This is a genomic window from Citrobacter sp. Cu233 (genome assembly GCF_030332225.1).
In the GTDB taxonomy this organism is placed as follows: Bacteria; Pseudomonadota; Gammaproteobacteria; order Enterobacterales; family Enterobacteriaceae; genus Citrobacter.
The window spans coordinates 535571-555646 of sequence record NZ_JAOWIF010000031.1; the positions used below are offsets into that span (position 1 = coordinate 535571).

Annotated in this window: 20 protein-coding genes; 8 read left to right on the forward strand and 12 right to left on the reverse strand. The window is 48.8% G+C overall.

Features of this window, described 5'->3' with window-relative positions:
- Window positions 1-203 precede the first annotated feature (203 nt).
- The 3 genes from mdoG to OGX95_RS08980 all read left to right on the forward strand — a co-directional run bounded on the left by mdoG (window position 204) and on the right by OGX95_RS08980 (window position 4562).
- Window positions 204-1739, forward strand: a complete 1536-nt coding sequence (gene mdoG, locus OGX95_RS08970; RefSeq protein WP_286629322.1) for a glucans biosynthesis protein MdoG — start codon at window positions 204-206, stop codon at window positions 1737-1739.
- The gene (mdoH, locus tag OGX95_RS08975; RefSeq protein ID WP_286629192.1) at window positions 1732-4260 is read left to right on the forward strand and encodes a glucans biosynthesis glucosyltransferase MdoH; all 2529 of its coding nucleotides are present in this window, start codon (window positions 1732-1734) and stop codon (window positions 4258-4260) included. The genes mdoG and mdoH overlap by 8 nt, the downstream gene beginning before the upstream one ends.
- A gap of 74 nt (window positions 4261-4334) precedes the next feature.
- Complete coding sequence (locus OGX95_RS08980) at window positions 4335-4562, forward strand: YceK/YidQ family lipoprotein (RefSeq protein WP_061068836.1); 228 nt, start codon at window positions 4335-4337, stop codon at window positions 4560-4562.
- Here OGX95_RS08980 and OGX95_RS08985 read toward each other — a convergent pair whose 3' ends face one another.
- Window positions 4563-4934 carry a MysB family protein gene (locus tag OGX95_RS08985; protein ID WP_410750023.1) on the reverse strand — a complete coding sequence of 124 codons (372 nt, stop codon included), beginning with the start codon at window positions 4932-4934 and terminating at the stop codon, window positions 4563-4565.
- 697 nt (window positions 4935-5631) lie between these two features.
- Here OGX95_RS08985 and OGX95_RS08990 point away from each other — a divergent pair.
- Complete coding sequence (locus OGX95_RS08990; RefSeq protein WP_286629194.1) at window positions 5632-6963, forward strand: sensor domain-containing diguanylate cyclase; 1332 nt, start codon at window positions 5632-5634, stop codon at window positions 6961-6963.
- Window positions 6964-7110: 147 nt separating this feature from the next.
- Here the strand turns inward: OGX95_RS08990 and mdtG are convergent, their stop codons facing one another.
- Both mdtG and OGX95_RS09000 read right to left on the reverse strand, forming a co-directional pair.
- Window positions 7111-8331 carry a multidrug efflux MFS transporter MdtG gene (gene mdtG / locus OGX95_RS08995; RefSeq protein WP_286629195.1) on the reverse strand — a complete coding sequence of 407 codons (1221 nt, stop codon included), beginning with the start codon at window positions 8329-8331 and terminating at the stop codon, window positions 7111-7113.
- A gap of 154 nt (window positions 8332-8485) precedes the next feature.
- Entirely contained in the window at window positions 8486-9406 is a 921-nt protein-coding gene (locus OGX95_RS09000) for a Kdo(2)-lipid IV(A) acyltransferase (protein ID WP_286629196.1), read from the reverse strand.
- Window positions 9407-9625: 219 nt separating this feature from the next.
- On the opposite strand from OGX95_RS09000, the gene trhO reads away from it, so the two are divergent.
- Window positions 9626-10678, forward strand: coding sequence for an oxygen-dependent tRNA uridine(34) hydroxylase TrhO (gene trhO, locus OGX95_RS09005; RefSeq protein ID WP_040230660.1), 1053 nt, complete (start codon window positions 9626-9628; stop codon window positions 10676-10678).
- 47 nt (window positions 10679-10725) lie between these two features.
- Here trhO and OGX95_RS09010 read toward each other — a convergent pair whose 3' ends face one another.
- The 9 genes from OGX95_RS09010 to mdtH all read right to left on the reverse strand — a co-directional run bounded on the left by OGX95_RS09010 (window position 10726) and on the right by mdtH (window position 17621).
- The gene (locus OGX95_RS09010) at window positions 10726-11301 is read right to left on the reverse strand and encodes a YceI family protein (protein ID WP_286629197.1); all 576 of its coding nucleotides are present in this window, start codon (window positions 11299-11301) and stop codon (window positions 10726-10728) included.
- A 1-nt stretch (window position 11302) separates the two neighbouring features.
- On the reverse strand, window positions 11303-11869 hold the full coding sequence (locus OGX95_RS09015) for a cytochrome b (protein ID WP_286629198.1): 567 nt from the start codon (window positions 11867-11869) through the stop codon (window positions 11303-11305).
- A 261-nt stretch (window positions 11870-12130) separates the two neighbouring features.
- On the reverse strand, window positions 12131-12244 hold the full coding sequence (locus OGX95_RS09020) for a YceO family protein (RefSeq protein ID WP_003846814.1): 114 nt from the start codon (window positions 12242-12244) through the stop codon (window positions 12131-12133).
- Between the two features lie 55 nt (window positions 12245-12299).
- Window positions 12300-13415 carry an N-methyl-L-tryptophan oxidase gene (gene solA / locus OGX95_RS09025; protein ID WP_286629199.1) on the reverse strand — a complete coding sequence of 372 codons (1116 nt, stop codon included), beginning with the start codon at window positions 13413-13415 and terminating at the stop codon, window positions 12300-12302.
- A gap of 254 nt (window positions 13416-13669) precedes the next feature.
- Window positions 13670-13924: a biofilm formation regulator BssS gene (gene bssS, locus OGX95_RS09030; RefSeq protein ID WP_003036154.1), complete on the reverse strand. Its 255-nt coding sequence runs from the start codon at window positions 13922-13924 to the stop codon at window positions 13670-13672.
- Window positions 13925-14263: 339 nt separating this feature from the next.
- The gene (gene dinI, locus OGX95_RS09035) at window positions 14264-14509 is read right to left on the reverse strand and encodes a DNA damage-inducible protein I (RefSeq protein ID WP_006685106.1); all 246 of its coding nucleotides are present in this window, start codon (window positions 14507-14509) and stop codon (window positions 14264-14266) included.
- Window positions 14510-14583: 74 nt separating this feature from the next.
- Entirely contained in the window at window positions 14584-15630 is a 1047-nt protein-coding gene (gene pyrC, locus OGX95_RS09040) for a dihydroorotase (RefSeq protein ID WP_286629200.1), read from the reverse strand.
- A gap of 105 nt (window positions 15631-15735) precedes the next feature.
- Window positions 15736-16296 carry a lipoprotein gene (locus OGX95_RS09045; RefSeq protein WP_137383041.1) on the reverse strand — a complete coding sequence of 187 codons (561 nt, stop codon included), beginning with the start codon at window positions 16294-16296 and terminating at the stop codon, window positions 15736-15738.
- A gap of 116 nt (window positions 16297-16412) precedes the next feature.
- Window positions 16413-17621 carry a multidrug efflux MFS transporter MdtH gene (mdtH, locus tag OGX95_RS09050; protein WP_286629201.1) on the reverse strand — a complete coding sequence of 403 codons (1209 nt, stop codon included), beginning with the start codon at window positions 17619-17621 and terminating at the stop codon, window positions 16413-16415.
- 260 nt (window positions 17622-17881) lie between these two features.
- Here mdtH and rimJ point away from each other — a divergent pair, with 260 nt between their 5' ends.
- The 3 genes from rimJ to OGX95_RS09065 are packed head-to-tail and all read left to right on the forward strand — an operon-like array spanning window position 17882 to window position 20074.
- Complete coding sequence (gene rimJ / locus OGX95_RS09055) at window positions 17882-18466, forward strand: ribosomal protein S5-alanine N-acetyltransferase (protein WP_271450131.1); 585 nt, start codon at window positions 17882-17884, stop codon at window positions 18464-18466.
- Between the two features lie 35 nt (window positions 18467-18501).
- The gene (locus tag OGX95_RS09060; protein WP_286629202.1) at window positions 18502-19149 is read left to right on the forward strand and encodes a YceH family protein; all 648 of its coding nucleotides are present in this window, start codon (window positions 18502-18504) and stop codon (window positions 19147-19149) included.
- Between the two features lies 1 nt (window position 19150).
- Window positions 19151-20074, forward strand: coding sequence for a Gfo/Idh/MocA family protein (locus tag OGX95_RS09065; protein ID WP_286629203.1), 924 nt, complete (start codon window positions 19151-19153; stop codon window positions 20072-20074).
- Window positions 20075-20076 lie beyond the last annotated feature (2 nt).

The window sequence follows — 20076 nt, forward strand, 5'->3', positions numbered from 1 at the left end:
CCCTACACGAAGTCCAACAACCTGTCTCCAGGATAAGCACTCAAAGTGAAAACAGGTAGACGAACCTGCTTAAACCATGAGCCAGCACGCGAACAATACAGGGATTCAGTTGTCGGAATACCCGATTATCCATTAAAATGGATCGGATCAATATAAGCACACAAAGGGGGAAGTGCTTACTAATTATGAAACATAAACTACAAATGATGAAAATGCGTTGGTTGGGTGCAGCAGTAATGTTAACGCTGTACACATCATCGAGCTGGGCGTTCAGTATTGATGATGTTGCAAAGCAAGCTCAATCCTTAGCCGATAAAGGCTACGAGGCGCCAAAAAGTAACTTGCCCTCCGTTTTCCGCGACATGAAATATGCGGATTATCAGCAGATCCAGTTTAATCGCGACAAAGCATACTGGAGCAATCTCAAGACCCCATTTAAGCTCGAATTCTACCACCAGGGTATGTACTTCGACACGCCGGTCAAGATTAACGAAGTTACCGCGACTGCGGTGAAAAAAATCAAATACAGCCCGGATTATTTTAATTTTGGCGATGTGCAGCACGATAAAGACACCGTAAAAGATCTGGGATTCGCCGGGTTTAAGGTGTTGTATCCGCTCAACAGCAAAGATAAAAACGATGAAATCGTCAGCATGCTCGGTGCCAGCTATTTCCGCGTTCTTGGTGCAGGCCAGGTCTATGGTCTGTCTGCGCGCGGTCTCGCGATAGATACCGCTCTGCCTTCTGGTGAAGAGTTTCCCCGCTTCCGTGAGTTTTGGATCGAACGTCCAAAACCGACTGACAAACGTTTAACCATTTATGCCCTGCTGGATTCCCCGCGCGCGACCGGGGCGTATCGCTTTGTGATTATTCCAGGCCGTGACACGGTTGTGGATGTTCAGTCCAAAGTCTATCTGCGCGATAAAGTGGGCAAACTGGGTGTAGCGCCGTTAACCAGTATGTTCCTGTTCGGGCCGAACCAGCCTTCTCCGACGACAAATTATCGTCCTGAACTGCACGACTCAAACGGATTGTCTATCCACGCGGGTAACGGCGAGTGGATTTGGCGTCCGCTGAATAACCCGAAACATCTCGCGGTGAGCAGCTTTGCTATGGAAAACCCGCAAGGATTCGGCCTGTTGCAACGTGGGCGTCAGTTCTCCCGTTTCGAAGATATCGACGACCGTTATGACCTGCGCCCAAGTGCCTGGATCACGCCAAAAGGCGACTGGGGTAAAGGCAAAATTGAATTAGTTGAGATCCCAACTAACGACGAAACAAACGATAACATCGTTGCCTACTGGACGCCGGATCAACTGCCGGAAGCAGGCAAAGAGATGAACTTTAAGTACACCCTGACGTTTACGCGTGATGAAGATAAGCTCCATGCGCCAGAAAATGCGTGGGTACAGCAGACTCGCCGTTCCACAGGGGATGTCAAACAATCCAATCTCATTCGTCAGCCTGACGGTACTATCGCGTTTGTGGTGGATTTCACTGGCACCGAGATGAAGAAGCTGCCGCAGGACACCCCGATTACCGCGCAAACCAGCATTGGTGACAACGGTGAAATCGTGGAAAACACCGTACGTTACAACCCGGTTACGAAAGGTTGGCGTTTGATGCTGCGCGTGAAAGTGAAAGATGCGAAGAAAACCACTGAAATGCGTGCTGCGTTGGCCAATGCCGATCAGCCGTTGAGTGAAACCTGGAGCTACCAGTTACCTGCCAATGAATAAGACAACTGAGTATATTGACGCAATGCCGCTTTCGGATATCGAAAAAGCGGCACTGCCGAAAACTGACATCCGCGCCGTTCATCAGGCGCTGGATGCCGAGCACCGTACTTACTCGCGCGAAGATGATTCACCGCAGGGGTCTGTAAAAGCTCGCCTTGAGCAAGCCTGGCCAGACTCTCTGGCCAAAGATCAGTTGATAAAGGATGATGAAGGGCGTGACCAGCTGCAGGCAATGCCGAAAGCAACGCGTACCTCAATGTTCCCCGATCCCTGGCGTACTAACCCGGTTGGTCGTTTTTGGGATCGCCTGCGTGGGCGCGATGTCACGCCGCGTTATCTTTCTCGTTTGACGAAAGAAGAACAAGAGAGTGAGCAGAAATGGCGTACCGTCGGCACGATCCGCCGTTATACGCTGTTGATCTTAACGCTGGCGCAAACGGTCGTAGCGACCTGGTATATGAAGACGATCCTTCCTTATCAGGGATGGGCGTTCATTAATCCGGCGGATATGGTGGGGCAGGACCTGTGGGTTTCCTTTATGCAGTTGCTGCCTTATGTGCTACAGACCGGTATCCTCATTTTGTTTGCCGTGCTTTTTTGTTGGGTATCAGCCGGTTTCTGGACTGCGCTGATGGGTTTCCTGCAGTTGCTTATTGGGCGTGACAAGTACAGTATTTCTGCCTCAACGGTAGGGGATGAACCGCTGAATCCCGAGCACCGTACCGCGCTAATCATGCCTATCTGTAACGAGGACGTTGACCGCGTATTCGCGGGCCTGCGCGCTACGTGGGAGTCAGTTAAAGCCACGGGGAATGCGGAGCATTTCGATGTTTACATTCTGAGTGACAGCTACAACCCCGATATCTGCGTCGCGGAACAAAAGGCGTGGATGGAGTTGATTGCCGAAGTGCAGGGCGAAGGACAGATTTTCTACCGCCGCCGTCGTCGCCGCGTGAAGCGTAAAAGCGGTAACATTGATGACTTCTGCCGTCGCTGGGGCAACCAGTACAGCTATATGGTAGTGCTGGATGCTGACTCCGTGATGAGCGGAGATTGTCTGACCGGTCTGGTACGCCTGATGGAAGCGAATCCGAATGCCGGGATTATCCAGTCTTCGCCGAAAGCGTCTGGCATGGACACCCTGTACGCGCGCTGCCAGCAGTTTGCTACCCGCGTTTATGGCCCGCTGTTTACCGCCGGACTTCACTTCTGGCAGTTGGGTGAGTCGCACTACTGGGGTCATAACGCGATTATTCGTGTGAAACCGTTTATTGAGCACTGTGCGCTTGCACCGCTACCGGGCGAAGGCTCGTTTGCGGGATCGATCCTCTCCCATGACTTCGTGGAAGCGGCATTGATGCGTCGTGCGGGCTGGGGCGTGTGGATTGCTTACGATCTGCCGGGCTCGTATGAAGAGCTGCCACCGAACCTGCTGGATGAGCTCAAGCGTGATCGTCGCTGGTGCCACGGTAACCTGATGAACTTCCGTCTTTTCCTGGTTAAAGGGATGCACCCGGTTCATCGTGCGGTGTTCCTGACCGGTGTGATGTCCTATCTGTCAGCACCGTTATGGTTCATGTTCCTTGCCCTTTCTACCGCCTTACAGGTGGTCCATGCGTTGACGGAACCGCAGTACTTCCTGCAGCCACGTCAGCTGTTCCCGGTCTGGCCGCAGTGGCGTCCTGAGCTGGCTATCGCGTTGTTTGCCTCAACGATGGTGCTGCTGTTCCTGCCGAAGCTGCTGAGTATTCTGCTTATCTGGTGCAAAGGCACGAAAGAGTACGGTGGATTTATTCGCGTCACGCTGTCGTTGCTGCTGGAGGTTCTGTTCTCCGTGCTGCTGGCGCCAGTACGTATGCTGTTCCACACCGTTTTCGTGGTGAGTGCCTTCCTCGGATGGGAAGTGGTGTGGAACTCGCCGCAACGCGATGACGACTCCACTCCGTGGGGTGAGGCGTTTATGCGTCACGGCTCTCAGCTGTTGCTGGGCCTGGTGTGGGCAGTAGGGATGGCCTGGCTGGATCTGCGTTTCCTGTTCTGGCTGGCTCCGATTGTCTTTTCACTCATCCTGTCGCCGTTTGTTTCCGTCATTTCCAGCCGTTCAACGGTTGGGTTACGTACCAAACGCTGGAAGCTGTTCCTGATCCCGGAAGAGTATTCTCCGCCGAAGGTGCTGGTGGACACGGATAACTATCTGGAGCTGAACCGTAATCGTTCGCTGGATGACGGTTTCATGCACGCCGTGTTTAACCCGTCGTTTAACGCGCTGGCAACGGCAATGGCTACTGCGCGCCATCGTGCGAGTAACGTGCTTGAAATCGCACGCGATCGCCATGTTGAGCAGGCGTTGAATGAAACGCCGGAGAAACTGAATCGCGATCGCCGCCTGGTTCTGTTGAGCGATCCGGTGACCATGGCGCGTTTACATTATCGCGTCTGGAATTCACCAGATAAGTATTCTTCATGGGTTAATTATTATCAGGGGATCTCTCTGAACCCACTGGCGCTCAGGAAAAAATAAGCCTGTGAAACGTAAAAATACCGGCCTGGAGCCGGTATTTTTTTATACTGAATATAAACGTTACGAGGTATCCAGTGCGAATACTGGCTGTGGGAATGATGGTCTTTCTTCTTAGCGGATGCGGCAGCATTATTAGCCGGACGATCCCTGGACAAGGACACGGAAATCAATACTATCCAGGCGTGCAGTGGGATGTCCGGGACTCTGCGTGGCGTTATGTCACCATCCTGGATCTGCCGTTTTCGCTGGTGTTTGATACATTGCTATTACCGCTCGATATACACCATGGGCCTTACGAGTAACTATCGTTCATCCCATTCATCGGCTGCGGTCTGCCCTTCCTCCGTATCAAGGGGAGGCTCCAGTTGAAATTCACCCTCATCCCATTCGTGGAGCGTATTTTCCTCCTGCCACTCCTGGCGAATATCAATCTCATCATAGTCACCATCAAAAACGCTTTGTGCCGCTTCACCGCTCAGCATGGGCAAACATTCGCCTTCACCATCATCTTCGTCGATAAAAAATTCAGCTTGCCACATGATATCGCCATCCTGTAACACGTACTTTTGTACGTTCAGCTGCTGGACACTGGCTTCGTCAGATTCAAGGCCTGGATTATCAGCCAGAAACTCTTCACGGGCTGCATCAATGGCTTCTTCAAGGGTGGGGTACATGGCATTCATAGTCGCATCCTGATCGCATGGGTGAGTGGCCTAATAAAAAGATATAGGTGGTGTGGTGAGAACTGTCAAAGCATTCGTTTATCGCGAAGTTTCAGGCATGCAACGGCTTGAAGCATCGGGGGTTTCTCACCATATCCACACGGTTGTGGTGCTTCCTGAGACAACAAAAAACACGGGGAAACCCTACCGGCAATACGATTCATAAACAGCAAACCTTAAGTTTTTAAGAATCGGTTGTTGTGTATTAAACTCAAGCAGTTATGGCAGGAGCATCATGAGTGAGGATGTTATCGTTTAAAGGGGATGATTGAATAGACGGCAAGCCATACTTTGCAGCGGGTGAAATAATATAAATTATATAAAGCTATTCATTGTAACTAATTGAAAATAAAGATTAAAATTAAAAGTGACGCGTGTGAATATTACGCCTGAAAATATCGATATTTGTTTAAGCCAGATATCTATAAAGGATATTGCTAATCATTATATATGTGATGGATATGTTAATATGTAGAGAAGTATAAAAGAGTATCCATAATATTTAATGAATAATAACATGTGTTATAAATGGTATAATTATTATTGAAAGAAAAATGATTATATTACTGCTTTTGATGTGAATTATTAATTTGCAAAAAGTAATAACTTAATATATAAAATTCGAAATAGGATTCTTGCCAGGGCTGTCATGAATAATAGTAATTCAAACAATAGCAGGTTGATGAGCTTTTACATTACTTGCTTAGTCAGCTATTTTATTGTTGGTGTGTGTCTTTCTCAGTATCAGTTAGAAGTGCAGAGGGTACCTCAAACAACATATTTAATTATTATTGTTGGGCTATTTTTTCTTTACGCCATTATTTTTCTTTTTATGCTTTTTCAATACCTTTGCAGGAAAGATTTAACCTACCTGATGATATTAGGAATGGCATTTCTTAGTAATAATCTCTATTTTATAGAAACTATATATATAGTTCAGGGTTTAATTAATGATAGCGTTTTGATAGAAAAACGTACAAATGATATTGCTATCTTCTATTATTTTAGACAACTTAGTTTTATTGCATTGCTTTTTGTATCATTGAAATCTTATAAAGCGACTACCACAGTTATTGAGACTAAAGAAAGAAAACCATGTTACATAATTATAGCATTGTTGATTATGCTGGCAATTGCATTCCTTTCACATAACTTATCCAGTTATAATACTGATGTCACGATTAAAATTACCAGTTTAAAAGCTGACAATAAAACGGTGCACTGGCATATTGGCTACATATATTCGCTGATTATCGCATGGGGAATGGTTTTATTGTATCTGGCAGTGAAAACCAAAATGTATGGTATATTATGGAAAAGCATAGCATTATTGTGTTGCTCTGCAATCCTGACGAATGTTCTACTGTTAAGTCTGGATGAATATAGTATGTATATTTGGTATGTCAGTCGGGGAATCGAAGTTATCAGCACCTTATGTATCATATCTATATTAATGTACAACACGTTCATTATTCTTAAGAGAGAGACGGATTCAGCAATAAAAGATGCGATGACTAAGATATATAACCGGAAATTATTCTATAAGGCACTGAAATCATCGTTAGTAAAAGGTGCTGTCTGTATAATGATACTGGATATAGATAAATTCAAACGCATCAATGATACTTATGGTCATCAGGAAGGCGATCGCGTTATAAAGAGCATTGTTGATATTGTCAATAAATCGATCAGGGACTCAGATATCTTTGCGAGAATTGGTGGGGAAGAGTTTGGGATCCTGATTAAGTGTAAAGATAAAGCTGAAACAGTGTTTGTTGCGGAAAGAATAAGAAAAAATGTTGAGGCTGAAACAGCAGTGCCCAATGTTTATGGCTTGAAAGAGAAAATGACGATCAGTATCGGTGTATATTGTAGTAAATCTGATGATTATTCAGCTGATAAAGTCGTATCATATGCTGATGCTGCGTTGTATGAAGCAAAAAACTCCGGAAGAAATAAAGTGGTTTACTATAACAGTTAGAATAATATGTAGCGGTATTGAATGTCATGACGTTTAAAAAGGCATTTGGCCAGTGCGACCAGAATTATTTTTGAGTTCACTCAACGGTCCCCCCACAATTAAACCAATTGATATATTGGGGGGAGCGTTGAGAATGAATACACAAAATCATCCCAGGACATGAGATCCCCGGCGGCGGCGCAGACTGTTCCATGAGTAGATCGCGTTGAATAACACAACACCAGCGGTTACGCAGAAGACGGCACGGAAGCCATAATTTGCCGATATAGCAGCCCCCATTAACGGCCCGGTAACGTTGCCTATATCACGAAACGACTGGTTGTAGCTAAAGATACGCCCGGCGATTTGGTTGGTTGAGTTATACACCAGCAAGGTCTGTACGGCAGGCAGCAATGCACCATCAGCGGCACCCAGTAAAAAGCGCAGCACGCCTAACTGCCAGGGTGTTTGTACGAATGACATAGGGATCAACAGCAGTACCGAGATAACCAATGCAACGATCAGGATCTTCTCCGGACCAATCCTGTCACCCAATTTGCCGAGCCTTGGTGCACTGATTAAGGCCGCAACACCTGGTACAGAGGCAATCATCCCGCTGATAAACGCGATATTGCTGACATTGCCCGCAAGCTCCCGTACATACAGCGTCAGGATTGGCGCAATGGAGCCGGTTGCAACCTGAATTATCAGGGTAGTGACAAACAAGCTCAGCACCAGCTTTGGATTCTTTAACGACGTCACGACTTCGCGAAGGTGTAGCATCTCTTTCTTACTCACTGGCTGGAAGCGTTCACGGATAAAAAAGAGTGTCAGAATAAAACAGATCAACAGCACCGTGGCTGTGATGAAAAATACGGGGCGCAGACCATACTGATCGGCGAGTAATCCGCCTGCCAGTGGCCCAAGTAAAGCACCGCTGACGCCGCCGGTGGAAAGTGTTCCCAACGCCCAACCGCTTTTATTGCGTGGCACCTGGGTTGCGATCAGTGCGTTGGCATTAGGAATAAATCCACCGAGCAAACCCAGCAGGGCGCGCAGGATCAAGAACTGCCAGATATTTTGCGCCAACCCCATCAGCAGCATGACGATGGCCATGCCCAGCGCCGAGCGTAAGAGCATAATTTTCCGGCCTTTACGGTCGGCCAGCCCGCCCCAAAAAGGTGAGGCAATCGCTGAAAACAGGAAGGTGATACTGAATACCAGCCCTGACCACATATTCAGGGCGCTGTGACCCGTCACGCCAAGACTCTCGACGTAAAGGGGTAAAAATGGCATGACCAGGCTAAATGCTGCGCCGGTTAAAAAACAGCCCAGCCAGGCAACGGTAAGGTTGCGTTTCCAGTTTATGGGGGCATCAGAGGGTGACATAGCGATCCGCAGTGTGATGCGCTGTTTGCGCTATCGATTAAATATAAATAAGCAGGCTAATTATGCGCCTGGTTGATAGTTGCTGCAATGCGGATAGCAGTTAAACCTAAAAGGGGAGAGAAGGTGTTGCAGTCCACAGGACTGCAACAAAGACTCAGTACAAAGAGGGGGAGCCTTCAGGACGTGTCTTGAAGCGTCGATGTAGCCACATGTATTGCTCGGGGGCCATCATGATGCATTTTTCAACGATTTTATTCATCCAGGCCGCCGTTGTTTCAGCATTGTCCAGCGGTGGCGAACACTCCGGTGGCAGCATGATCAATTGATACCCCTTGCCGTCAGGTTTGCGGCGGGGAACAAATGGCACCAGGCAGGCATTCGACATTCGTGACAGCATCCAGGTCCCGGACGTTGTTGCAGCCTGTTCAACGGCGAACAAAGGCACAAATACACTGGCGCGAGGGCCGTAGTCGTGATCCGGCGCGTACCAGACCACTTCACCTTTCTTCAACGCTTTAATCATCCCTTTCAGGTCTTTACGATCGAGCATTGATTTATTGGAGCGCATACGCCCCCAGGTTTGTAGCCAGTCGAGCAGCGGATTGTCGTTAGGACGATACACGCCAATTCCTGGCTCTTGTAAACCAAACTGGCGTGCGCCCAACTCGAGGGTCAAAAAGTGCAGACCAACTAACAGGATCCCACGCTTTTGTGCCTGAACGTCCCGGATATGCTCCATTCCGATAACTTCAGTCCAGCGTGATATTCGCCTGTCTGACCAAAACCAGGCCATACCGGTTTCCATTACGCCCATACCGACAGACTCAAAGTTTTTTACCAGCATCTGCTGGCGTTCCTGCTTGCTCATTTGCGGGAAGCACAGTTCCAGATTGCGGGAAACAATCTTTGCCCGACGTTTCATCAAACGCAGTGCCAGACGGCCTAATGCACATCCCAATTTATAGAGCACTGGGTAAGGTAACTGCACGATTAACCAAAGGATGCCAATACCCAGCCAGGTTAACCAATAACGCGGATGCAGGAGTGCAGCCGAAAACTTGGGTAAATTCGTCATGTCTATCCTGTCTTCTAACGACCAATTCCCTGTATTGTCGCATTTTTTTGCGCGTATCTAAAATTTACGACGGGAGAACGGTGATTAAACCATCAATTGTTGTTGCGTTTTTATCGTGAAGTATGAAATGTAGCGTAAAATGTGTGGATGTAAATTGGCGATGTTTGCTTTATCATGCCGGCCGATTTTCATTTTTACTGATTGCAGGATACGTACACCATGCCAGTGTTACACAACCGCATTTCGAATGACGCGCTCAAAGCTAAAATGCTGGCGGAATCTGAGCCGCGCACGACGATTTCATTCTATAAATATTTCACCATTGCTGATCCTCAGCAAACGCGTGATGCACTGTATCAACTGTTCACTACACTGAATGTGTTTGGCCGCGTATATCTTGCGCGGGAAGGCATTAACGCGCAAATCAGTGTACCGCAAAGTAACGTTGATGCGTTTCGCCAACAGTTATACGCATTTGATCCTGCATTATCCGGGTTGCGTCTCAATATTGCATTAGATGATGACGGCAAATCATTCTGGGTTCTGCGCATGAAGGTCCGTGAGCGAATTGTCGCGGATGGCATTGATGATCCTGATTTTGACGCCAGCAACGTGGGTGATTATCTGAAGGCTGCTGAAGTGAATGCCATGCTGGACGATCCGGATGCGGTGTTTATTGATATGCGTAACCACTACGAATATGAAGTGGGTCACTTCGAAAATGCACTGGAGATCCCGGCAGACACCTTCCGCGATCAGCTGCCGAAAGCGGTAGAAATGATGCAGGAGCATAAGGATAAAAAAATCGTTATGTATTGTACCGGGGGGATCCGTTGTGAGAAAGCCAGTGCCTGGATGAAACATAACGGGTTTAGCAAAGTCTGGCACATTGAAGGCGGCATTATTGAGTATGCCCGCAAAGCGCGTGAGCAGGGGTTGCCTGTGCGTTTTATCGGCAAAAATTTTGTTTTCGATGAACGCATGGGGGAGAGGATCTCTGACGATGTGATTTCGCATTGTCACCAGTGCGGTACCGCATGTGACAGTCATACTAATTGCAAAAACGATGGCTGCCATCTGTTGTTTATTCAGTGTCCAGCCTGTGCGCAAAAGTATAAAGGCTGCTGTAGTGAACTGTGTTGTGAAGAGAGCGAACTGCCAGAAGAAGAGCAGCGTCGCCGTCGCGCGGGGCGTGAGAATGGCAATAAGATCTTTAATAAATCGCGTGGTCGTTTAAATACTAAGCTCGGTATTCCCGATCCTGCGCAATAACACTATGCCGGATGGTGGCAAAAGCCTCATCCGGCATCAACAGGACGTTATTTCTGCTGTACGCCTTCCACCGAGATAATTAATTCGACTTCCTGCGAAGCGGGACCGAGATCGGTGGTAATGTTGAAATCCTTCAGCTTTATTTTCCCTTGCGCTTCAAAACCGGCGCGTGTGCCACCCCATGGATCGCCACCCTGACCCATCAGCTTCGCGTCCAATGTAACCGGTTTGGTGACACCGTTCAGGGTCAGGTTACCGGTGATATCCAGATCGTTACCCGCTTTTTTCACGCTGGTGGATGTAAAAGTGGCCTGCGGGAATTTGCTCACATTGAGGAATTCTGCACTACGCAGGTGTTTGTCACGCTCGGCATGATTGGTATCAACACTGTCGGTGTTGATGGTGACATTGACTTTATCGGCAGCCGGATTTTTCTCGTCAAAGGTAAATGTACCGTCGAAGTCGTTAAATGTGCCGTACAGCCAGCTGTATCCCAGATGCTGAATGCGGAAATTAACAAAGGCATGCTGTCCCTCTTTGTCAATTTTGTAATCCGCCGCGATGGCAGAGCCGGTCGTGAATAATAAAGAGGCGAGTGAGAGCCCCAGCAGGTTTTTTTTCATTTTAAGCTCCATAGTCAGATGACGATTTTCCCAACATGCGATTAAGGGTATCGTCGTTATCGATAAAGTGATGTTTCAGGGCCATTAGCCCATGCAGAAGTGATAAAACCACCACGGCCCACGCGAGCCACAGGTGCACGTTACCGGCGATGTCGGCTTGTACGCCGGCGTTGGCAAACGTGGCGGGAACATCGAACCAACCAAATACGCTTATTGCTTTACCGTCTGCGGTAGAGATCAGATAGCCGCTGATGACAATAGAAAAAAGCAGGGTATATAGCGTGAGATGGCCCAATGCCGCCGCAATGCGGGTCAGACGGGAATAGCTTTTCAGCGCGGCAGGGGGAGGGGAAACAACCCGCCAGACAATGCGGACAACCAGTCCCATCATCAGCAGCACACCGATACTTTTATGCAGTTCAGGCGCCTGGTGATACCAACCATCGTAATAACTGAGTGTTACCATCCATAAACCCAGAGCAAACATGCCATAGACGGCAATAGCGACCAGCCAGTGTAATGCTGCAGACACCACGCCATAGCGCTGTGGACTATTATTGAATTGCATAAACACACCGTTAGATATTTCAGAAGTGAATGAAAATGGCGCGGAAAAGACATTAATGCAACTAATAAATAACAATGGTGATGATATTTATTTTTATTTCAATAAAATTGATTAAATAAAGGCGTAATCATCAAGCTGTTAGTGTGAGTGGATAAGGAGAAGGGCTTGATAACAAGAAGGAGTGGACGTTAAGTTATTCAGTTTATTGCAGTGAGATTAAGTAATTATCAGTTTTTGTCAGTTAATGTCAGCGCAAATAGGTTAGAAAAACATAATATATATGACGTCCATAATCGCCAGCAGCGACCATAAAATAATGTAGAGCATGAAATGCTCGCGAATATTATTAACCAGATAGTGAAAGATGCGACGCATCAATGTTATTCCTGTTATTAAAAATGGCCTCACCAACGAGGCCGTTGATCAATTATCACTTAAAACGGGACAGACGGAATGGCGTCAGGTCAAAGGCTGACGGTTTACCCTGGGCAAAATCAGCTGCAATTTCGCCCAGTACGGAAGCAAACTTAAAACCGTGTCCGCTGAGTCCGGTAATCACCAGCGTGTTGTCATGTTCTGGCAGCGTATCGATAATGAAGTCTTCATCTGGCGAGTTATCATAAGTACAGGATGCGCCATGCAGACAACAGCCGATGCCAGGCAAAACAGCGCGCAGGAATGGGAAGGCCTCAGAACCATCGCTGGCGACAGCGGCAAACGGTTTACGCTCTTCAGGTGAATGAATGACCTGTCCGCCGTTATGCCTGCCAATTTTTAACTCGTCATTTTCAGCTGGAAAACCGTAGTATTGATCGCCATCAGGCAGTTCGCCGGTGAATGCCGGGAATTTGTTTTTGACACTGTAGCGTCCGTCAGCCTGGTACCATGCGAATACCTTACGCACCGGTTGTATCGGCAGTTCAGGCAGTAATGCCTTGACCCAGGTACCGGCGCTGACGACGACTTTTTTCGCGTGGTAGTCACCATCGGCTGTTGCAACCGTTACGCCATCATCGTGGTGATGAATCGCCGTGACGGGGCATTTAAACAGTTGTGCACAACCCGCCTCTTCAGCCAGGCGAATCCAGGTTTTAATGGCTAACTCACTGCGTAAAAAACCGGATTCGGCTTCAAAAAGTCCGATATAGTTTTCAGGTACGCGAATTTCTGGCCAGCGAGCCATGATGGCTTCTGCATCCAGCTGTTCGACTTTGAGCTGCCACTGTTTTGCACTTTGCGCCACGGTTGCTAAGAAGGTTGAATCTGCGGGACCCAGGTTGATAACGCCAGAGCGAACAAAAACAGGTTCTTCATTTTGTGCGGAAAGTTCATCCCACAAGCTCTGCGCACGCAGGACCAGTGGGACGTATTTTTCACCTTCGCCATAAGCATGACGAATTAATCGTGTATCGCCGTGGTGGCTGCCTTGCTGATGCGGTGGCATATGAGCGTCGATCATCAGAACGTTGAGACCGGCGCGCGTGGCGTAGTATCCGGCTGCGGCGCCCACGGAACCGCTGCCAATAATGATTAAGTCGTATTTCATCCGCTTCTCTCTGCAATCGCGATAGTATACCTTAAATAATTCGAGTTGCAGGACAAAACGCCCCGGCCGTTTTGAACGCTACTTGCAGCGGCCCTGAAAGGGCGAGGCCCAGGGAGGGGCCGAGTAATAAAGCCAACGCACATGCAACTTGAAGTATGACAGGTATAGCAGGGTAAATAACTGAACCGGAATATTCAACCTGCAAATAAGAAAGGCACCGTGAAGGTGCCTTTTGATGGTTGGATGTATCAGGTTTAATGTCGCTGATACTCATTTACCTGGTAATCACCGGATTCAATTTTGGCGATTCCGGCTTCTAATATCGAAATAAATTGCCTGGCAACATCAGTGGTTAACCAGAGCGTTTGACCGACTTCAGTCCCATCCGGGTCCGGACGATTCGGGGTCTGGTAGTGCAAACGCAGCATCAGCGCATCGTAGCTATCAACAGTGCTGATGTCCCATCCTACAAGTGGATGAGTCTGAATGACTTCATTATTCTTTTCCATCATGCCCCCTAATTCGTGTTACTAGACAACGGTTTTCGAGGTTCAATGCGTTTTTTTCTGAAGCAACTTCAGTATATCAATAAATAAGGGTATTCATTGAAAATTTAAAGAGGGCGGCGCATAAATTTTTTGTTTTCAGTGGTATCTGACTAATAAAACAACATGTTATTCATTTTTTTTTAGCATGTTGTGCAATTATTTTGGTGTTCTGATTAAAAGATAATCAAGGTGTTTAATATAAATTGTCTGCTAGCGTAGTAAATGCAAGATTGATTTAAAGGCTGCACGTATAAAAAAGCCGGGGCGACCCGGCAAACAAACATCACTGCATATCATTTTTTATTCGTTGATGAACCAGTCATCTGCGCTTTCCCAGGTTTCCTGTAGGATTTCGCTGATGCGTTCTTTGTCCTCTTTTGTTGCGCCAATAACCGACAGATTGTTTGCCCCGGCATAGCGAACGGTAACGTTACCTTCGTTATCCGGAAAATGATGATGAATACGGCGGGAGAGTTCACCTGCCAGCGCGTCGATAGCACCGGCTGGTAAAGGTGAAGTTTTGGCAATAGTGACTTCAATACGCATAATAGCCCCCTGTTGGATATACTGGTTATTTATACAGTTAACTGCGCCAGTTGACAACAGTGGGCTACACTTTTTTAGCGTTTTACTGACCAGCGTACGGTTTCACCGCCAAGGAATGGCACCAGCGTGTCATTTTCCAGTGCGATGCTATCCGGTACCTGATGTTCAATTTTCTCCAGTTCAATGAAGGTATCATTGACGGGGAGACCGTAGAACTGTGGACCGTTCAGTGAGCAGAAGGCTTCAAAATGCGTCAGAGCATTCATCTCTTCGAATACGGTAGCATAGCTTCCCAGTGCTGTCGGCGCGTTAAAGCAACCAGCACAGCCGCAACTGGACTCTTTACGATGGCGTGCATGCGGTGCGGAGTCGGTGCCAAGGAATGCACGGCTGAATCCGCTGGCAACCAGTTCACGCAGCGCCTGCTGGTGAATATTACGTTTGAGTATCGGCAGACAGTACAGGTGCGGACGAATTCCGCCGACCAGCATATGGTTGCGGTTAAACATTAAATGCTGCGGTGTGATGGTTGCTGCAAGAAGCTCGTTGCCCTCGCGAACGTATTCGGCGGCATCTTTGGTCGTGATATGTTCAAACACCACTTTTAGCGCGGTTAAACGCTGACGCAAGGGATCCATCACCGTTTCGATAAAACGTGCCTCGCGATCGAAAATATCGATATCAGCGTGCGTCACTTCACCATGCACCAACAGGGGCATCCCCAATTTCTCCATGCGCTCCAGTACCGGCATAATGGCATCGACTGAGGTTACACCGTGTGTAGAGTTGGTTGTTGCATTGGCGGGATAAAGTTTAGCGGCAGTAAAGACGCCTTCGTTGAATCCACGCTCAAGTTCATTAGGATCCAGCGTGTCCGTTAAGTAGCAGGTCATTAACGGAGTAAAGTTATGTCCGGCGGGTACAGCGTCCAGAATGCGTTGGCGGTACGCAATAGCTGCGTCAACGGTAGTGACCGGTGGAGCGAGGTTTGGCATAACAATCGCGCGACCATAAGTTTCACTGGTATAAGGCACGACAGTTTTTAACATGTCGCCATCGCGAAGGTGAAGGTGCCAGTCGTCTGGGCGGCGGATCTTTAAAACCTGGGATGGTGCAGTCATCAATATGCTCCGGCTGAGGATAGTCTTTTTTGCCGGAAACAAAGGATAAGCGGAAACGTTTTCGTTTGCACGAAAAAAAAGGACGCATTAGCGCCCTGTTGTTTATTAATCGGTGAACGGGATAATGATTTCGCCCGGTTTAACTTCAATCCCTTTCGCCAGTTTTTTCGCCAACGCTTCGCCTTTGCTGCTGTCTTCACGCAGAATATAGGCTGGTTGCTGGTTAAAGTAATTCCGCAGCGACTGATTTAAGTAGGGCATCAGAGTTTGCAGTACAGATTGCATTTTCTCTGGTGTGACGGTCGCATCTACCACTTCCATCTCTTGCAGATAAATCGCGCCTTTTTCTTTATTGAAGACTGGCAATGCTTTTAACTTCAACTTCATGGTCGCTTTCTGGCTACCAAAAAGGGAATTCATATCCAGATTGGCATCGCCTGTCAGCGTCACTTTATTCGGTTCTTCGCGACCAATCTGGCTGGCGAGATTGGTCAGTACGATGTGGGCCTCCGCCACGCCAGGCAGACCAATATCTTTCGAAAAGTCGTTATGCTTAGCCAATGCCTGATTAATTTCTTGCTCGCTAACCGTGTATTGTGTGAGTTGATTACAACCAACCAACAGGCCGCTGACAATTAGTGCAGCAGCAAAAAAAAACTTTTTCATGGGGTTCCTCAACATGATGCTTGTGGCGTAATCGTGACACAAAGCAGCATCAAGCACCAGCGGCCCGGACACCAGCAGAAAAAACTGAAATTGAGTCCGGGACGTCTGATCGGCTATCAGGCATCAGGTTCCAGCATGCCGCGTGACGGGCGTTTATGGCTAAACTGCCAACCCAGCGCGAGGAAGGTGATAAAGCCGATAATGCCGAGCATCATCCACGGGAGCTCTGGCTGTGACAATGCTTTACCCATGTCAAACAGCCAACCGCCACCGATATAACCGATGGCGCCGCCGATGGCTAATCCGAGGCGGCTAAAGCCCATGTAACTGCCCCGTGCGCGCGCATTTGCCAATGACGCGCTCAGCGTCTCGCGTGCCGGTTCCGCGATGACAGAACCGATATAGAAGGTGCAAATCAGGGTGAAAAGCTGCTGTAAATTCCCGACCAGACCGATGGGCATCATGCTAAGAGACATGATCAGCAGGCCCGCCATCAGTCGATGTTCAAGACGAAAACGTTTCTCACTCCAGCGGGCGATAGGGTAGAGCAGCGTTAAAGAGAGACACGCTTCGATAGCATACATCCACTTCACGGCGGCCGGCGAACCGGCAATGTCATTAACCATAATCGGCAGCATTAACATAACCTGTACCGCCAGCATGTAATACCCCGCCAGCGTCAGGACATAGGTGACAAACCGTTTGTCATGCATCACATGACTCATGCCTTCGCGCACGGGAATCTTCACGGTGGATAGCTTCCATGCCGGAAGCAGCCAGGCGTTAAACGCAGCGCACAGAACGAACAGAATCGCACCCGTGGCACAAACCAGGCGGAAATCGTACTGTAACAGCCAGCTGCCGAGTAATGCACCAACAACGGCGCCCGCACTGTCCTGCATCATCAGAATAGAGAAAAAGCGTCCGCGCTTTTCCGGACGGATCAGTTTGACCACCAGTGCCGAGCGGGGCGGGTCGAATAATGTACCGCCTAAGCCGGAGAGGAAACAGGAGAACCACAATAGCCAGGGTTCGTGAGCAATTCCCATCGTGGCGAACCCGGCAGCACGCATCAACATGCCGGTCACAATCATGGGTTTGGCACCAAAGCGGTCAGCAATTGCGCCGCCAAAAATCCCCAGCCCTTGCTGAATAAATTGGCGCAATCCAAGTGCGATGCCGACCATCACGGCGGCCCAGCCCATTTGGTCGACGAAACGGATAGAGATCAGTGGGAAAACGACAAAGAAACCCAGCACGACCAGCATATTATCGATGAGCAGGAAATATTTACCCAGGTTCCTTGCCTGCGAGACTTGCGACATTTCCCCTCCAGGGAAAAAACTCGTCACTCGGTGGAGAGTTTAAAAGATAAGCACCTTCTATTCTGCGGTGTCGTTTGCGCTTTTCCCACCCCTGGCTGGACAATATTTTTTTATCAAAAGTCAGTCTTGATAGAGAGTTTTCATCAAAATGTGTGAATAATTCAAAAAATGGCATTTTGCTCTTTTCACAGGGTGTATTTGCACAGGTATAGTAATGCGAATTGCGTATTGAAGACGTTACGGGAAGGAGTAGGTATAGAATGTTTGGCTATCGCAGTAACGTGCCAAAAGTGCGCTTAACCACGGACCGCCTGGTCGTGCGTTTGGTGCATGAGCGTGATGCCTGGCGTCTGGCAGATTATTACGCAGAAAACCGTCATTTCTTAAAGCCCTGGGAACCTATTCGCGATGAAAGCCACTGCTACCCCTCTGGCTGGCAGGCGCGTCTGAGCATGATCTCTGAATTTCATAAACAAGGCACGGCCTGGTATTTCGCGCTGCTCGATCCAGACGAAAAAGAAATTATCGGCGTTGCGAACTTCTCGAACGTGGTGCGTGGATCTTTCCACGCCTGTTATCTCGGTTATTCCATTGCGCAGAAGTGGCAAGGGCAGGGACTGATGTACGAAGCCCTGACCGCCGCTATTCGTTATATGCAGCGGACGCAACATATTCACCGCATTATGGCGAACTACATGCCACACAATAAGCGTAGCGGCGATTTGCTTGCGCGACTTGGCTTTGAGAAAGAAGGGTATGCAAAAGACTATCTGCTGATTGATGGGCAGTGGCGCGATCATGTGCTTACGGCGTTGACAACATCAGAATGGACCCCCGGTCGCTAAGTTTCAGGCGCGCGGCCTGAATAATGGAGAAGACGATGAAATACGAATTAACCGCCACCGAAGCACGTGTTATTGGCTGCTTATTAGAAAAACAGGTTACTACACCGGAACAATATCCCCTTTCCGTGAATGGTGTGGTGACCGCGTGTAATCAAAAAACCAACCGTGAACCGGTGATGAATCTATCGGAAGCCGAGGTGCAGGATCAGCTTGATAACCTGGTAAAAAGGCATTTTCTGCGTACGGTGAGCGGCTTTGGTAATCGTGTGACTAAATACGAACAGCGGTTCTGTAATTCAGAGTTTGGCAATCTTAAGCTTAGTGCGGGTGAAGTGGCATTGATCACCACGCTGTTACTGCGTGGCGCACAGACGCCGGGTGAATTGCGTAGCCGCGCATCCCGAATGTATGAGTTCAGCGATATGGCGGAAGTGGAGTCGACGCTGGAAAAACTGGCTACCCGGGAAGATGGCCCTTATGTGGTTCGCCTGGCGCGTGAACCTGGAAAACGAGAAAGTCGTTATATGCACCTGTTTTGTGGCGAGGTTGATGAGTCACTCGCTCCGGCAGATGAACCGCAGACGGCGTCTGGAGATTTGCAGGCGCGTGTTGAAGCGCTGGAAACCGAAGTGGCAGAGTTGAAACAGCGGCTCGATTCGTTATTGGCACATCTGGGAGACTAACGTGGGAAAATTGCGTATCGGCGTGGTCGGGTTAGGGAGTATCGCGCAAAAGGCATGGTTGCCTGTGTTGGGCGCATCTGCGGACTGGACACTGCAGGGCGCATGGTCGCCCTCGCGGGAAAAAGCACAGCGTATTTGTGAAACCTGGCGAATGCCATACGTTGATTCCGTACAGAATTTAGCGGCAACCTGCGATGCCGTTTTCGTTCATTCCAGTACCGCCACCCACTATGCCGTAGTGAGTGAGTTGTTGAATGCCGGCGTTCACGTTTGCGTGGACAAGCCGCTGGCAGAAAATCTGCGCGAAGCTGAACAACTGGTGGAGCTGGCGGCACGGAGAAAGCTGACGCTAATGGTTGGGTTTAATCGTCGCTTTGCGCCGCTGTACCAGGATCTCAAGGTGCAGTTGGGCAATGCGGCGTCTGTTCGTATGGACAAGCACCGTACGGACAGCGTTGGGCCGCACGATCTGCGTTTTACGCTGCTGGATGATTATCTGCACGTGGTAGACACCGCGCTGTGGCTGGCAGGAGGAAAGGTTCAACTTAATGGCGGCACGCTGTTAACAAATGACACCGGTGAGATGCTTTATGCTGAACATCATTTTTCTGCCGACCAGCTACAGATAACTACCAGTATGCACCGCCGTGCCGGTAGCCAGCGCGAGTGCATCCAGGCCGTGACGGAGGGGGGCTTGATTGATGTGACGGATATGCGGGAATGGCGCGAGGAACGCGGGCAGGGTGTGGTACATAAGCCAATTGCAGGATGGCAAACGACGTTAGAACAACGTGGGTTTGCCGGATGCGCACGTCATTTTATAGCCTGCGTACAAAATCAGATGGTTCCTGAGACGGCGGGCGAGCAGGCGATTCTGGCGCAGCGTGTGGTTGAAAAACTGTGGCGGGAGGCGATGGCGGAATAACC

Bases quoted from the DNA above. Each gene is read 5' to 3' on its own strand.
- mdoG (WP_286629322.1), top strand. From the start codon at position 204: ATGATGAAAATGCGTTGGTTGGGTGCAGCAGTAATGTTAACGCTGTAC.
- mdoH (WP_286629192.1), top strand. From the start codon at position 1,732: ATGAATAAGACAACTGAGTATATTGACGCAATGCCGCTTTCGGATATC.
- OGX95_RS08985 (WP_410750023.1), bottom strand. From the start codon at position 4,934: ATGTACCCCACCCTTGAAGAAGCCATTGATGCAGCCCGTGAAGAGTTT.
- OGX95_RS08990 (WP_286629194.1), top strand. From the start codon at position 5,632: ATGAATAATAGTAATTCAAACAATAGCAGGTTGATGAGCTTTTACATT.
- mdtG (WP_286629195.1), bottom strand. From the start codon at position 8,331: ATGTCACCCTCTGATGCCCCCATAAACTGGAAACGCAACCTTACCGTT.
- OGX95_RS09000 (WP_286629196.1), bottom strand. From the start codon at position 9,406: ATGACGAATTTACCCAAGTTTTCGGCTGCACTCCTGCATCCGCGTTAT.
- trhO (WP_040230660.1), top strand. From the start codon at position 9,626: ATGCCAGTGTTACACAACCGCATTTCGAATGACGCGCTCAAAGCTAAA.
- OGX95_RS09010 (WP_286629197.1), bottom strand. From the start codon at position 11,301: ATGAAAAAAAACCTGCTGGGGCTCTCACTCGCCTCTTTATTATTCACG.
- OGX95_RS09015 (WP_286629198.1), bottom strand. From the start codon at position 11,869: ATGCAATTCAATAATAGTCCACAGCGCTATGGCGTGGTGTCTGCAGCA.
- OGX95_RS09020 (WP_003846814.1), bottom strand. From the start codon at position 12,244: ATGCGTCGCATCTTTCACTATCTGGTTAATAATATTCGCGAGCATTTC.
- solA (WP_286629199.1), bottom strand. From the start codon at position 13,415: ATGAAATACGACTTAATCATTATTGGCAGCGGTTCCGTGGGCGCCGCA.
- bssS (WP_003036154.1), bottom strand. From the start codon at position 13,924: ATGGAAAAGAATAATGAAGTCATTCAGACTCATCCACTTGTAGGATGG.
- dinI (WP_006685106.1), bottom strand. From the start codon at position 14,509: ATGCGTATTGAAGTCACTATTGCCAAAACTTCACCTTTACCAGCCGGT.
- pyrC (WP_286629200.1), bottom strand. From the start codon at position 15,630: ATGACTGCACCATCCCAGGTTTTAAAGATCCGCCGCCCAGACGACTGG.
- OGX95_RS09045 (WP_137383041.1), bottom strand. From the start codon at position 16,296: ATGAAAAAGTTTTTTTTTGCTGCTGCACTAATTGTCAGCGGCCTGTTG.
- mdtH (WP_286629201.1), bottom strand. From the start codon at position 17,621: ATGTCGCAAGTCTCGCAGGCAAGGAACCTGGGTAAATATTTCCTGCTC.
- rimJ (WP_271450131.1), top strand. From the start codon at position 17,882: ATGTTTGGCTATCGCAGTAACGTGCCAAAAGTGCGCTTAACCACGGAC.
- OGX95_RS09060 (WP_286629202.1), top strand. From the start codon at position 18,502: ATGAAATACGAATTAACCGCCACCGAAGCACGTGTTATTGGCTGCTTA.